13 protein-coding genes are annotated in these 13,900 nt (G+C 75.8%); 3 read left to right on the top strand and 10 right to left on the bottom strand.

Going from position 1 to position 13,900, the window contains the following annotated elements:
- From IE106_RS21475 to IE106_RS21430, 10 genes are all read right to left on the bottom strand, one after another.
- The coding region (locus tag IE106_RS21475; RefSeq protein WP_189536524.1) for a helix-turn-helix domain-containing protein at positions 1 to 658 on the bottom strand (658 nt) is incomplete at its 3' end.
- Positions 659 to 761: 103 nt separating this feature from the next.
- On the bottom strand, positions 762 to 1,964 hold the full coding sequence (locus IE106_RS21470; protein WP_189536522.1) for a sensor histidine kinase: 1,203 nt from the start codon (positions 1,962 to 1,964) through the stop codon (positions 762 to 764).
- Positions 1,961 to 3,694 (bottom strand): sodium/solute symporter, encoded by a 1,734-nt coding sequence (locus IE106_RS21465; RefSeq protein WP_189536520.1) that lies wholly within the window; start codon positions 3,692 to 3,694, stop codon positions 1,961 to 1,963. Before IE106_RS21465 ends, IE106_RS21470 begins: the two co-directional genes overlap by 4 nt.
- Before the next feature lie 9 nt (positions 3,695 to 3,703).
- Positions 3,704 to 4,105 (bottom strand): hypothetical protein, encoded by a 402-nt coding sequence (locus IE106_RS21460; protein WP_189536518.1) that lies wholly within the window; start codon positions 4,103 to 4,105, stop codon positions 3,704 to 3,706.
- Positions 4,106 to 4,225: 120 nt separating this feature from the next.
- Positions 4,226 to 4,510: a hypothetical protein gene (locus tag IE106_RS21455; RefSeq protein WP_189536515.1), complete on the bottom strand. Its 285-nt coding sequence runs from the start codon at positions 4,508 to 4,510 to the stop codon at positions 4,226 to 4,228.
- Between the two features lie 136 nt (positions 4,511 to 4,646).
- On the bottom strand, positions 4,647 to 5,393 hold the full coding sequence (locus IE106_RS21450; protein WP_189536513.1) for a LytR/AlgR family response regulator transcription factor: 747 nt from the start codon (positions 5,391 to 5,393) through the stop codon (positions 4,647 to 4,649).
- Positions 5,394 to 5,474: 81 nt separating this feature from the next.
- On the bottom strand, positions 5,475 to 6,332 hold the full coding sequence (locus tag IE106_RS21445) for an amidohydrolase family protein (RefSeq protein ID WP_189536511.1): 858 nt from the start codon (positions 6,330 to 6,332) through the stop codon (positions 5,475 to 5,477).
- On the bottom strand, positions 6,329 to 7,294 hold the full coding sequence (locus tag IE106_RS21440; protein ID WP_189536509.1) for an aldo/keto reductase: 966 nt from the start codon (positions 7,292 to 7,294) through the stop codon (positions 6,329 to 6,331). Before IE106_RS21440 ends, IE106_RS21445 begins: the two co-directional genes overlap by 4 nt.
- A gap of 102 nt (positions 7,295 to 7,396) precedes the next feature.
- Entirely contained in the window at positions 7,397 to 9,541 is a 2,145-nt protein-coding gene (locus IE106_RS21435) for a SpoIIE family protein phosphatase (RefSeq protein ID WP_189536507.1), read from the bottom strand.
- A gap of 76 nt (positions 9,542 to 9,617) precedes the next feature.
- Positions 9,618 to 10,832, bottom strand: coding sequence for a DUF6777 domain-containing protein (locus IE106_RS21430; RefSeq protein WP_189536505.1), 1,215 nt, complete (start codon positions 10,830 to 10,832; stop codon positions 9,618 to 9,620).
- A 190-nt stretch (positions 10,833 to 11,022) separates the two neighbouring features.
- Here IE106_RS21430 and IE106_RS21425 point away from each other — a divergent pair, with 190 nt between their 5' ends.
- From IE106_RS21425 to IE106_RS21415, 3 genes are read left to right on the top strand one after another with little or no spacing between them, the layout of a single operon-like run.
- On the top strand, positions 11,023 to 11,880 hold the full coding sequence (locus IE106_RS21425) for a YndJ family protein (RefSeq protein WP_189536503.1): 858 nt from the start codon (positions 11,023 to 11,025) through the stop codon (positions 11,878 to 11,880).
- The gene (locus tag IE106_RS21420) at positions 11,877 to 12,428 is read left to right on the top strand and encodes a DUF1990 domain-containing protein (RefSeq protein WP_189536501.1); all 552 of its coding nucleotides are present in this window, start codon (positions 11,877 to 11,879) and stop codon (positions 12,426 to 12,428) included. Before IE106_RS21425 ends, IE106_RS21420 begins: the two co-directional genes overlap by 4 nt.
- Before the next feature lie 11 nt (positions 12,429 to 12,439).
- On the top strand, positions 12,440 to 13,879 hold the full coding sequence (locus tag IE106_RS21415) for a lipase maturation factor family protein (RefSeq protein ID WP_189536499.1): 1,440 nt from the start codon (positions 12,440 to 12,442) through the stop codon (positions 13,877 to 13,879).
- Positions 13,880 to 13,900 lie beyond the last annotated feature (21 nt).

Here is a 13,900-nt window from a genome sequence, read left to right as displayed (position 1 = left end):
CGAAGAAGGCGTTCGCCCGCTGCCAGAAGCCGGCGGCGGTTTCCTTGCGCTCGTCGGTGAGAACCTCGCTGTAGGCCAGGCGGGAGTGGTCGTCGACGGCGGAGTGGATGAACGAGTAACCGATCACCGGCTTGCAGCTGCGGCGTCGGTCGGTGGTGGCGAGTTTGTTGTCCATCGCCGAGCGGCGGTCCATGACCTTGTGACCGCCGCCGTCGGGGATGTTGCCGAGCTTTTTGATGTCGACGTGGACGAGTTCACCCGGCCGGGCGCGTTCGTAGCGGCGGACGATCACGCCGGTGGGCCGGTCGAGCCAGGCCAGTCGGTTGAGGCCGTGACGGGCCAGGATGCGGTGCACGGTCGAAGCGGGCAGGCCCAGAACCGGTCCGATGCGGGCCGGGCCGAGCTTCCGCTCCGTCCTCAGACGGCAGACCCGGGCCTCGAGCGCGGGTGGTGTGCGATGGGGTGTGGTTCGAGGCTTGCTGGAGCGGTCGTGCAGCCCGACCTCGCCCTCGGCCCGCCAGCGGCGGACCCACTTGTGGGCGGTGGGCCGCGATATGCCCATCTCGGCCGCCACGTGCGCGACCGGACGACCGGCCAGGACCCGCTCGACCAGGATCCGTCTGCCGTGAACGGTCAGACGGGCATTACGGTGGGACACGAAGACCTCCGTGTGCGGTGCAGCTTAGACACCTCCACCACACCGGAGGTCTTCGCCATGATCAAGACCCCGGCCCTGTTAACAACGCTCGTGATCAATACACCTAGGGCGGGTCGCGGTGGACGCCCGCCCGGTACTTGGGGACGCGGACGGTGACCTTCATGCCCGCGTCGATGCCCGTCTCCACCACCAGGCCGTAGTCGTCGCCGTACACCTGGCGCAGCCGCTCGTCGACGTTGGGCAGGCCGATGCCGGACGACTGCGGGCGCTCGCCCGCGAGGACGGCGCGCAGCACGTCCGGATCCATGCCGACGCCGTCGTCCTCGATGGTCACGACGGCCTCGGCGCCCGCGTCCCGGGCGGCGATGGTGATCCGGCACGTCCTGCGGGAGTCCTCCAGGCCGTGCTTGACGGCGTTCTCCACCAGCGGCTGGAGGCACAGGAACGGCAGGGTCACCGGCAGCACCTCCGGCGCCACCTGCAGCGTCACCTGGAGCCGGTCGCCGAAGCGGGCCCCGGCCAGCGCCAGGTACTGCTCGATGGCGCGCAGTTCGTCGGCGAGCTGCGCGAAGTCGCCGTGCCGGCGGAACGAGTACCGGGTGAAGTCCGCGAACTCCAGCAGCAGTTCCCGCGCCCGCTCCGGGTCGGTGCGGACGAACGACGCGATCGCGGCGAGCGAGTTGTAGACGAAGTGCGGGGAGATCTGGGCGCGCAGGGCGCGGATCTCCGCCTCGATGAGCCGCGTCCGGGACAGGTCGAGCTCGGCCAGCTCCAGTTGCACGGAGACCCAGCGGGCGACCTCCGTCGCGGCCCGCACGAGGACGGCGGACTCGTGGGACCCGTACGCGACGAGCGCGCCGACGACGCCCTCCTCGCCGGTGAGCGGGGCGATGACGGCCCAGCGCAGGGGGCAGCCGGGATCGGCGCACCCGGCCCGCACGCTCTGCCCGCGGCCCGAGGCGAGGACCTGCGCGACGTACTCCCCCACCTGCTCGGCGTGGTGGCCGCCGGTGCCGTCCCAGGCGAGGACGGCCGTGCGGTCGGTGAGGGCGAGGGCCTCGGTGCCCAGGAGGGGGCGCAGCCGGCGGGCGGCCTTGCGGGCGGTGTCCTCGGTGAGCCCGGCGCGCAGGGGCGGGGCGGCGAGGGACGCGGTGTGCAGGGTGTGGAAGGTGGCGCGTTCGACGGGCGTGCCCAGGTCGAGGCCGTCGCGCCCCTCGCGCCGGGCGGCGAGCCGGCCGAGGACGAACCCGGCGGCGAGCAGCAGCGTCCCGGTGGCGGCGAGCGCGGCGAGGAGCGTCCCGGTCACCGCTCGGCCCCCTCGGGGTGGGGGCGGCCGATCAGCCCTTCGGGCAGGTGCAGCCGGGCGAGGGTGGCCGGGGTGCCGGGCGGGACGTGGCGGGGGGTGGCCAGCGACACGCCGACCATGGTGAGGAAGCCGAGGGGTACGGACCACACGGCCGGCCAGGCCATCAGGGTGTGCGGCCAGCCGTCGGGGGCGAGTCCGGCGCGGGTCGCCATGACGGCCGTGAGCGCGGCGCCCCCGCCCGCGAGGAGGCCGGCGACGGCGCCCGGCGGGGTGAGGCGCCGCCACCAGATGCCCAGGACCAGCAGCGGGCAGAAGGAGGAGGCGGACACCGCGAAGGCGAGGCCCACCGCGTCGGCGACCGGCACGTTCGTCGCGACGACGCTCAGTCCGAGCGGCACGGCCATGGCGAGGGGGGTCGCCAGCCGGAAGTGGCGCACGCCCCGCGACGGCAGCACGTCCTGGCCGAGGACCCCGGCGACCGACATGGTCAGCCCGGACGCCGTCGACAGGAACGCGGCGAACGCGCCGCCCGCCAGCAGCGCCCCCAGCAGTTCCCCGGCCAGGCCGCCGACGAGCCGGTCCGGCAGGACCAACACGGCCGCGTCGGCGTCACCGGTGAGGGCCAGCTCGGGCGCGTAGATCCGGCCGAGCGCCCCGTACACGGGCGGCAGCAGGTAGAACGCGCCGACCAGGCCGAGGACGACGAGGGTGGTGCGGCGCGCGGCCCGCCCGTGGGGGCTGGTGTAGAACCGCACGGCGACGTGCGGCAGGCCCATGGTGCCGAGGAACGTGGCGAGGATGAGCCCGTACGTCGCGTAGAGCCGCTGCCCGTCGGGTTCGCCGGACAGGGAGCCGGACCAGCCGAGCGGGTCGTCCGGGTCGGGGGAGCGTTCGGGGACGCGGGCGCCGGACGGGAAGCCGAGGGTGGTGCCGGCCTCGACGCGGTGCAGGCCCTCCCCGAGGGTGGTCCGCCGCCCGTCGTACGTCGTGGAGTCGACCGTGCCGGAGACGGTCACGGTCAGCGGGGCGTCGAGGGCGAGGCGGACCGTGTCGTCGACGCGGACGGAGGTGTGCTCGCGGAAGACGGCGGGCGCGTCGAACCGGGCGCGCGGCGCGTCGTCCGCGACCCAGGCGGTGACCAGGAAGAGGGCGGGGAGGAGCAGCGCGGTCAGCTTGAGCCAGTACTGGAAGGCCTGGACGAAGGTGATGCTGCGCATCCCGCCCGCGGCGACGGCGCCGGTGACGACGAGGGCGACGAGGAGGCCGCCGAACCAGTCGGGCGCGCCGGTGAGGACCTCCAGGGTGAGGCCCGCGCCCTGGAGCTGCGGCAGCAGGTAGAGCCAGCCGATGCCGACGACGAAGAGGCTGGCGAGGCGGCGGACGTACGGCGACTCCAGGCGGGCCTCGGCGAAGTCGGAGAGGGTGTACGCCCCGGAGCGGCGCAGCGGGGCGGCGACGAGGACCAGCAGGACCAGGTAGCCGGCGGTGTAGCCGACCGGGTACCAGAGCATGGCGGGGCCCTGGAGGAGGACCAGGCCCGCGATGCCGAGGAAGGAGGCCGCCGAGAGGTACTCCCCGCTGATGGCGGCGGCGTTGAGGGCCGGCTTGACCGACCGGGAGGCGACGTAGAAGTCGGAGGTGGTGCGGGAGATGCGCAGGCCGAGGGAGCCGATGAGGACGGTGGCGGCGACGACGGCGGCGACCGCCGCCATCGCGTAGGTCTGGTTCACCGGCCCGGCTCACCTGCCTTCGACGAGGCCGGTGAAGTCGCGCTCGTTGCGCTCGGCCCGGCGTACGTACCAGCGGGCGATGAGCCACAGGACCGGGTGGACGACGGCGCCGAGCGCCGCCCAGAGGAACGGTTCGGCGGACGGGGCGGGGCCGTCGGGGGCGAGCGCGGCGGGGAGGGTGAGGAGCAGCGGCAGGGAGCCGACGAGCAGGGCGAGGGTGGCGAGGGCCGAGAGCGCGGCGCGCAGCTGGCTGCGCATCAGGGACCGGACGTAGGTGTGGCCCAGGGTCGTCTGCTCGCTGATCTCGGAGCGGGCGGGCGCGTGGCCCGGCGGCCGGCGGCCGGAGCGGGGCACTCCGGTGACGGTCTCGCGCCGGGGCCGGCGCGTCGCGGGCTGCGGCTCTGGGGGCATCGGTGTCCGGGGGTCGGCGGTGCGGCGGGGTTCCGGGGCCCTGGGGGCCCGGGGGGTGGAGTCTACGCAGATCCCGTCCGCGCAGGTAGGCGGATGGTCATACCCGTGACCCGCGGGTGCCTACCCCGCCCGGGTGGTGTCGCCGAGCGCGATCTCCAGCTCCACGTACGACTCCTCGGCCCTGCGGAACGCCAGCTCCAGGGCGGCGGCGCCGCACGGCCCGACCAGGCCCCGCGACGTCTCACGGAGTTCGTCCAGCACGTCCGCCCAGCGCCCGGCGGCGCTCCGGGCCCCGGCGAGCAGCGCGGCGAACTCCCCGGGGCGGGCCGGGTGCGGCGCGGGCAGGGCGCGCAGGGCGCTCAGTTCGCGCTGCAACGCGTCGATCTCCGCTTCGAGTTCCGGCACTCCGGCGCCCCCTCCCCCGCTCCGGTGATCAAGGGTAGGGGCGGTACCGCCCACCGGTGGCGCCGGCCCGGCGGGCGGTCGGCGAACGGCCCGATCCGCGCGTCGAACGGTCGGCTCCGCACGGGCGGCCCGCGGGCTACCCGCGCACGTGCCGCATCAGCAGCTCGCGCAGCTGGCGGGCGTGGCGGCGGCTGACGGACAGCTCGGCGCTGCCGACCCGTACCGTCGTGGCGCCGCCGTCCAGCCGCAGCTCGTCGATGCGGCCGAGCGCGACGAGGTGGCTGCGGTGTATGCGGACGAAGCCGCGCGCCGCCCAGCGCTCCTCCAGCGTGGACAGCGGGATGCGGACGAGGTGGCTGCCCTCGTCGGTGTGCAGGCGCGCGTAGTCGCCCTGCGCCTCGACGTACGCGATGTCGTCGACCGGGACGAACCGGGTGACGCCCCCCAGCTCCACGGGGACCTGCTCGGCCACCGCCGGGGCGGCCGGGGCGGGCCCGGACAGGTCGCTGACCCGGCGGACGGCCTCCGCGAGGCGTTCCCTGCGGACGGGCTTGAGGACGTAGTCGACCGCCTTCAGGTCGAACGCCTGCACCGCGAACCCCTCGTGGGCGGTGACGAACACGACGAGCGGCGGTCTGGCGAACCCGGCGAGCAGCCGCGCGACGTCCAGTCCGGTCAGCCCCGCCATGTGGATGTCGAGGAAGACCACGTCGATGGCGTCCTCGCCGTCCGGTCCCGCCTCCAGGGCCCGGCCGATGCGGCGCAGTGCCTCGGTGGCGTCGGTGGCGCCCTCCGCGCTGCGGACCCGGGGGTCGGAGCGCAGCAGGTACAGCAGTTCCTCCAGGGCGGGCTTCTCGTCGTCGACGGCCAGTACGCGCAGCATGCAGCGGAGTGTAGGCGGGCGCCCGTCGGGCGAGAAGCGGTCGCCGCGCGCACGGGTCCGGGCGGCCCGTGCCGCCGGCGGTCAGGGGGCCGGCAGGCCGTAGACGCGGGTGGCGGTGCCCGCGAACACGGCGGCGCGCTCGGCGGGTGAGAGCCCGCCGGTGAGGTCGCGGGCGGCGGTGACGACCTCGTCGTACCGGGCGGCGAGGAGGCACACGGGCCAGTCGGAGCCGAACATCAGCCGGGTGGGGCCGAAGGCGTCGAGGACGGTGTCGGCGTACGGGCGGAGGTCCGCGGTGGTCCAGGCGGCGTGGTCGGCCTCGGTGACGAGGCCGGAGAGCTTGCAGACGGTGTGGGGGAGCGCGGCGAGGGCGCGGACGTGCCCGGCCCACGGTTCGAGCGCGCCGGACGCGACGGGCGGTTTGCCGAGGTGGTCGAGGACGAAGGTCAGTCCGGGCAGCAGGGCGGCGGCGCGGGTCGCGGCGGGCAGCTGGTGGGGGCGGACGACCAGGTCGTAGGCGAGTCCCGCGGCGGCGACGGCGGCCAGGCCGCGCAACACCGCGGGGCGCAGCAGCCAGTCGGGGTCCGGTTCGTCCTGGACCTGGTGGCGGACGCCGGCGAGGCGGTCCCCGCCGGGCAGGGCGCGCAGCGCGGCGAGGGAGTCGGCGACGCCGGGCGCGGTGAGGTCGGCCCAGCCGACGACGGCGCCCACCAGGGGGTGACGGTCGGCGAGGGCGAGGAGCTCCGGCGTCTCGCCGGGCCCGGTGACGGTCTGGACGACGACGCTGGTGCGGACCCCGGCCGCGCGGGCCGCGGGTGCCAGGTCGTCGGCGGCGAAGGCGCGCCGCAGTGGGGCCGTGCCGGGCCCGTCGAGCCACGGCTGGTCGCGTACGGCGAGGTCCCAGACGTGGTGGTGGGCGTCGACGAGGCCGGCGGTCACGGCAGGATCCCCTCGGCGCGCAGGTCGTCCCAGACGGCGTCGGGCACCGGGTGGCGGTGGTGGGCGACCGCGTCGCGGACCTCGTCGGCGGACCGGCAGCCCAGGACCACGGAGGTGACGGCGGGGTGCCGCAGCGGGTAGCGCAGGGCGGCGGCGCGGAGCGGTACCCCGTGCCGTTCGGTGACGGCCCGGGCGTGCAGGGCCCGTTCGAGGAGGGCGAGGGGCGCGGCGCGGTAGTCGTAGCGGGCGCCCGGCCGGGGGTCGGCGAGGAGCCCGGAGTTGAAGACCCCGGCGGCGAGGACGCTCCGGCCGCGCGCGGCGGCCTCCGGGAGGAGCGCGTCGAGGGCGGACTGGTCGAGCAGGGTGAGGCGGCCGGCGCACAGCACGGCGTCCACGTCGGTGTCCCGCAGGAAGCGGGTGAGCATGGCCGTGCTGTTCATGCCGACGCCGACGGCCCGGACGACGCCTTCCCCGCGCAGCCGCTCCAGCGCCGGGTACGCCTCGCGGAACGCGGTGTCCTCGTGGTCGTCGGGGTCGTGGAGGTGGACGACGTCGACCCGGTCGAGGCCGAGCCGCAGGAGGCTCTCCTCGATGCCGCGGCGCACCCCGTCGGCGCTGAAGTCCCACACGCGCCGGTGCGTGGCGGGGACGGCGAAGCCGTGCGCCAGGTCGTCGCCCCCCGGGTCGCCCCCGTACGGGACGAGGAGCCGCCCGACCTTGGTGGCGACGGTGTACGTGTCGCGGGGGCGGCCGCGCAGGGCCTCGCCGAGGCGCCGCTCGGAGAGGCCGAGGCCGTAGTGCGGGGCCGTGTCGAAGTGGCGGACGCCCGCCTCCCAGGCGGCGTCGACCGCGGCGGCGGCGGCCTCCGGGGTGACGGGCGCGTAGAGGTTGCCGATGCCCGCCGTGCCGAACGACAGCTCGGTGACCGTGACCCCGCTCCGCCCGAGCGTGCCGCGCCGCATCGCCCCTCCCCCGTCCCGTACCGGCCGGTCGGCGGACGCAGCACGACCGCCGACCGCACTATTCATCCGAGGGATGCCGGTCGTCAAGACGTCCCGCGCACGCTACGACCGCCACCGGCGGCTGCCCGTTTCGTTTCCCGGCCCGACTGGTCCGATGTCTCGCCGGATCTCGCGGGCCTCCCCGGACCGGTCGGGGAGGGTGAACTCGCACCACACGCACTTCCCGCCGCCGCGCGACTCGACACCCCAGACGTCGGCCATCCGGTCCACGAGCAGCAGCCCGCGCCCCGACAGGCCGCTCGGATCCGCGTCGCGGCGGCGCGGCAGGGCGCTGGAGCGGTCCTCCACCTCGACGCGGAGCCGCCGTTCGTGCCCGGTGAGCATCCGCAGGGTGACGATGGCCCCGCCGTCGGTGTGCAGCAGCGCGTTGGTGATCAGTTCGTCGGCGGCCAGTTCGATCTCGTCGGACCGCTCCTGCCCGCCCCAGGCCCGGACGGCCGCGCGGATCATGTGGCGGGCGGAGCGCAGCGCCTCGGGGTCGTTCTGGGCGACGTGCTGCCGGAGCCTGCCGCCCGCCTGCGGGGCGTGGCCGCCCCGGCGGCGCAGCAGCAGGATCGCCACGTCGTCGTCGCCGCCCCGCTCGTCCACCACCTCGCACAGCTGGTCGGCGAGGAGCCGGAGGTCGGCGGGGCCGTTGCGGACGAGGGCGGTGAGCCACTGCATGCCCTCGTCGAGGTCGGTGCCGGGCTGCTCGACGAGGCCGTCGGTGTACAGGACGAGGGTCTGCCCGGGGTCGAGTTCGAGGACGCTGACCGGGTAGTCGAGCGCGCCGAACTCGGCGGACAGCCCGAGGGGCAGCGCGCCCGGCACGGGCAGCCGGCGGCAGTCGCCGTCCGCGTCGCGCAGCAGCGGGTCGACGTGGCCGGCCCGGACGACCTGGACGACGCCGGTCGCCAGGTCGACCTCCATGTAGGTGCAGGTGGCGAAGCGGTCCGTGTCCAGTTCGCGGAGGAAGACCGAGGCGCGGGCCATGACGGTGGCGGGGGTGTGGCCCTCGGCGGCGTACGCGCGCAGGACGATCCGCAGCTGGCCCATGACGGCGGCGGCGTGGGTGTCGTGGCCCTGGACGTCGCCGATGACGGCGCCGACGCGGCCGCCGGGGAGGGGGATCACGTCGTACCAGTCGCCGCCGATGTCCCGGCCGAGCCGGGCGGCCCGGTAGCGGACGGCGACCTGCGCGCCGGGGATGTCGGGGATGCGGCGCGGGAGCATGGCCTGCTGGAGGCCCTCGGCGAGGTCGTGCTCCTGCTCGAACAGCATGGCGCGCTGGAGGCTCTGGGCGATGCTGCTGCCGAGGGCGACGAGGACGTTGCGCTCGTCGGGCGTGAAGCCGTTCTTGTCGCTGTAGAGCAGCCCCAGGGCGCCGATCGGCCGGGCCTGCGCGATGAGGGGCAGGTAGGCGGCGGCGGTGATCCCGAGGTGGGTGATGTGCGGCCACAGGAGCGGGTAGGAGCCGGCGAAGTCCTCGGGGGACTCGATGAAGCGGGGGGCGAGGGTCCGGACGACCTCGCTCATGGGGTAGTTCTCGTCCACGCGCGTGTAGCGGGTGCCGGGGACGAAGGAGCCCTCGGGCCCGTCGGCGACGAGGTGGATGCGGCCGGCCTCCAGGAGGCCCATGACGACGCTGGTCGCGCCGAGGTGCTCCAGGCCGTGCGAGTCCTTCAGCACGTCGATGACGTCCTGGACGGTGCGGGCGTGGGCGAGGGCGGCGGTGGTGGACTCCACGACGCTGGTCTGGCGGCGGCGTTCGACGTCGACCTCCCGCCGGCTGGCGGACTCGGCCAGCTCCTGGGTGGCGTCGCGGACGATGCCGATGATCCGGTGGGGGCGCCCGTTCCCGTCGCGGCGGATGAACCCCTGGGTGTGGGTCCAGCGCAGTCCGCCGTCGCGGGTGCGGATGCGGAAGTACGTGCCGTAGTGCGTGCTGCCGTTCTTGAGGGCCTGCGCCACCATGCCGTCGAGGCGTACGGACTCACTGGGCGGGACCCTGCGCCCCAGGGACTCGGGCCGTCCGTCGTACTCGGCCGGGTCCATGTCGAACACGGCGAGGGCGACCTCGTCCATGTGCATCAGCCCGGCGTCGAGGTCCCAGTCGAAGCTGCCCATGCGGTTGAGGGACAGGCTCAGATCCGGGTGGGCGGGCCAGTCCTCGGGAAGCGACAGGGCATCCGCTGCCGGATCAACCATGGAGCCACTCTGCCATCATTTGTCGGGTTTATCGACCGATGAGGAACCGGGCGGGAGGGCGCGGCGCCCCTCCGCCTCACTCCTCGGCGGCCGGGTCCGGGAGCGGCCCGTACAGGGCGTCGCCCTCGGACGGCCCGTCCGACAGGGGCCCGTCCGGTACGGTCCCGTCCGGCACGGCCCCTGCCTCGGACCCGTCCGCCTCGGACCCGTCAGGCGCGTACCCGTCCGACCCGGACCCCTCGGGCTCGGGCGCCTCCCGGGGCGGGGCGTCGGGCACCGCGGCGTCCGGCGCCCCGGGGTCGGGCGCGGACGGCGGGTTCGGCGCCGGCGGCCCCGGGACCCGGGAGGTGGACGGCTCCTGCGGGGCGGCGGACGCGGCGGGACGCCCGCCCGCCTCCGCCCTGGCCCCGCCCGGCGCGGGCCCGTCCGCGACGTGCCGGTCGCCGGGGTCGTACGCCGGGGGGACGGCGGGCTTGCGGTCCTCGCCTCCCCGGGTGCCGGCCCCGCGCTCGAGCCAGGTGCCGTTGAGGACGTTCACGAGGAGGAGGCTGTCCAGGACCCGCTGGGTGGGGCTGATCAGCACGACCCGCTCGGGGCGGAACCCGGGCCAGGGCTCGCCCCGGTACCCGGTGGGCGACCGCGTCTCCGCGGGGGTGCGCAGCGGGTTGCCGCCGGCGCAGCGGACGCGGGGCGCGCCGTACTGGTCGACGAGGACCGCGGTGCCCGCCTGGAGGACGGCCTGGTACGGGACGGCCGCGCCGTCGCGGTAGCCGTGGCCGGTGACGCGGGTGTCGGCGCGCAGCATCACGGGCGTGAGGTCGCGCAGCCAGGCGCCGAGCCCGCTCGGGGTGACCCCGGCGGCCTGGGCGAAGGCGCGGGTCCTGGCCCCGTCGGCGGTGAGGAACCGCGCCTGCTGGTCCACGTCGCAGCTCGGCAGCGAGTGCGTACCGCCGTACAGGCCGGGGGTGGCGCCGTCGACGGCGCGCGGCGCCCGCCCGGCGGTGGCGGACGGGCCGCCCGGTCCGGCGGGGGACGGCGAGCGGTCCGCGGCGGGGCGGCCGGAGAGGTGCTCGGAGGCGGGGGCGGCGGTGAGGGCGGTGGAGGCGGTGAAGGGGTACGGCCCGGGTTCGGCGGCCGGCTGGAGGAGGGAGACCGGGTCGGCCGCGGCGGGGCGGGCGGCGGGGCGGCCGTCGTCGCCGCAGCCGGCGGCGAGCAGCCCGGCGAGGACCGCCAGGGAGACGGCTCCGGGGCGGCGGGCACGTGCCGAGGGTCGGCGTGTGGGTGGACGCACGCGAATCTCCCGCCTTTCCGCCGATCTGACCGTACGAGTCCTTCCATGTCTGCCGGACCGAGGGGCGGGCCGCAACCGGAGGTTCGCCTCCCGGGGGGCCGCACGGCCGACTTGAACATGTTCAAGTCGTGGCGCTACGCTCCGTGCGTCATCCTTGTTGAACACGTTCAAAGAAGGGGGGTGTGCCGCGATGGCGGTCCTCGTCGACCTGGTCGTGACGCTCGGCATGCTCGTGGTCGTCCCGCTGGGGCTGCGTCTGGCGGCCGTGCCCGAGACGGCCGCCGCCGTACGGCTCTGGCCGCTTTTCGCCATACCCGGCGCGGTGTCGCTGTGGCTGCCGCGCGGCGCCCTCGCCACCGCCCTCGCCTGCTGCTACGCGGCGGGCACCCTCCTGCCGGCGCTCGCCGCGCCGCGCCGCCTCGCCGCGACGCGGTCCCTCGCGCCCGCCGAGGTGGCCCTGTGCACCGCCCTGGTGAGCCCCGCCGTCGCCGCGACCGCGCTGGTCGCCGAGCGGTGGGGGTACCGGCTGTTCGGGTTCGACCTGGAGATCCTGGACCTGACCGTGCCGCACTTCCACTTCGCCGGGTTCGCCGCCGCGCTCGTCGCCGGGCTGGCGCACCGCGCCGCCCCCGGCCGCCGGCTGGGCGCGTTCGCCGCGCTGAGCGTCCCGCTCGGCACCCTGCTGGTGCTCCTGGGGTACTTCGTCGACGACTGGGCCGAGCTGGCCGGGGCCGTCGTGCTGACCGCCGGGATGTGGGCCGTCGCCCTGGTCACCTGGCGGGACGTGCGGGCCGGCACCGACGACCGGCTCACCGGGGCGCTGCTCGCCGTCTCCGCCGGCGTGCTGGTGGCGACCATGCTGCTGGCCCTGAGCTGGGCGGTCGGCGAGGCGACCGGGCTGCCCCACCCGAGCCTGGCGTGGATGACCGCCACCCACGGCGTCGCCAACGCCCTGGGCTTCGCGCTCTGCTCGCTCCTGGCCTGGCGCCGCCTGCAGACCCCCCGGCCCCGTACCACCGCCCCGGACCACGAGGAGGTCCCCGCATGAACCGGCCCGCCCCCGGCCCCCGCCGCCCCGGCGCCGCGTCCCCGCGCCGCTTCACCTACCCGGAGGTCGGCGCGACCCGCTCCCCCGCCCTCCCCGACGGCTACCACCACCTGCGCCACCGCACCCTGGTCGGCCACGGCCGAGGCGCCTTCGAGGCGGCGGGCGCCGCCGTCACCACCTGGCGGATGCACCGCGCGTCCGGCGCCCGCCTGCGGACCGACGCCGTCCGGGCGGAGCCCGGCGTGCGCGTGCGGGTCTCGGTGGGCGCGGGCCCGCTGCAGTACGGCGTGCCGTGCGAGGTGGTGTGGACCGCGTACGAGGAGAGGCGCACCGGCTTCGCCTACGGCACCCTCACCGGGCACCCCGAGAGCGGCGAGGAGGCGTTCGTCGTCGAGCAGCTGCCCGACGGCTCGGTGTGGTTCACGGTCACCGCGTTCAGCCGCCCCGCCCGCTGGTACACCCGGGTGGCGGGGCCGCTCGTCCCCGTCGCCCAGCGGTGGTACGCGCGCCGCCTCGGCCGCACGGTGCGCCGGATCGCGCGCGGCTGATACTGGAGGGGATGGAGCCGTTCGCCTGGTTCGCCTCGTCCGACCACTGGCTGGGCCGCCTGCTCTTCCAGCGGGGCCTCGCCGGTCTCTACCTCGTCGCGTTCCTGTGCGCCGCGCTCCAGTTCCGGGCGCTGATCGGCGAGCGGGGGATGACCCCCGTGCCGGAGTACCTCCGGCGGGTGCCCGCGCGGCGGGCGCCCAGCCTGTTCCGCCTGCACTACTCCGACCGGTTCTTCGCGCTCTGCGCCTGGACGGGCGCGGCCCTCGCCCTGGCGCTGGCCGCCGGCGCGGGGGACGCCGTGCCGCTGGCCGCGTCGATGGCGATGTGGGCGGTGCTGTGGGGGCTGTACCTGTCGATCGTGAACGTCGGCCAGACCTGGTACGGCTTCGGCTGGGAGTCGCTGCTGCTGGAGGCCGGCTTCCTCGCGGTCTTCCTCGGCAACGACGAGACCGCGCCGCCCGTGCTGGTGATGTGGCTGCTGCGCTGGCTGGTGTTCCGCGTCGAGTTCGGCGCGGGACTGATCAAGCTGCGCGGGGACCGGTGCTGGCGCGATCTGACCTGCCTGTACTACCACCACGAGACCCAGCCGATGCCGGGCCCGCTGAGCTGGTTCTTCCACCACCTGCCGCGCCCCCTGCACCGCGTCGAGACGGCCGCCAACCACGTCACGCAGCTGGCCGTCCCCTTCCTGCTGTTCGCCCCGCAGCCCGTGGCGACCGCCGCGGCCGGGCTGATCGTGCTGACCCAGCTGTGGCTGGTGCTGTCCGGGAACTTCGCCTGGCTGAACTGGATCACCATCGTCCTGGCCCTGTCCGCCGTCGACGGCACCCTCCTCGGCGCCCCGCCGGACCTGCCGCGGCCGCCGCTCTGGTACGGCGTCCTGGTCGTCGCCCTGACCGTCCTGGTCCTGGCGCTGAGCGTGCGCCCGGTGCGCAACCTGCTCTCCCGGCACCAGGCGATGAACCGCTCCTTCGACCCGCTGCACCTGGTCAACACGTACGGCGCCTTCGGCACGGTCGGCCGGGTCCGGTACGAGATCGTCGTCGAGGGCACCGACGAGCCGGTGGCGCACGCGGGGACGGTGTGGCGCGCCTACGAGTTCAAGGGCAAGCCCGGCGACGTGCGGCGGCTGCCGCGCCAGTTCGCCCCGTACCACCTGCGGCTCGACTGGCTGATGTGGTTCGCGGCGCTGTCCCCGGCGTACGCGGCGGAGTGGTTCGGGCCGTTCGTGGAGCGGCTCCTCGAAGGGGACCGGGACACCCTGCGGCTGCTGCGCCGCAACCCGTTCCCCGACGCGCCCCCGGCGCTGGTCAGGGCGCGGTTGTACCGGTACCGCTTCACGACCTGGCGGGAGCTGCGGTCCACGGGCGCGTGGTGGCACCGGACCCCGGTGCGCGACTTCCTGCCGCCGACGCGGCTGGCCGGGACGCCCCACCGGGCCCGGCCCTGACGCGCTGGGTGAAGCCCTGGG

It is taken from the genome of Streptomyces roseolilacinus, from assembly GCF_014649335.1.
GTDB lineage: Bacteria > Actinomycetota > Actinomycetes > Streptomycetales > Streptomycetaceae > Streptomyces > Streptomyces roseolilacinus.
Note: the sequence above shows the minus strand (reverse complement) of the source record. Positions and strands in the feature narration are given on the sequence as shown.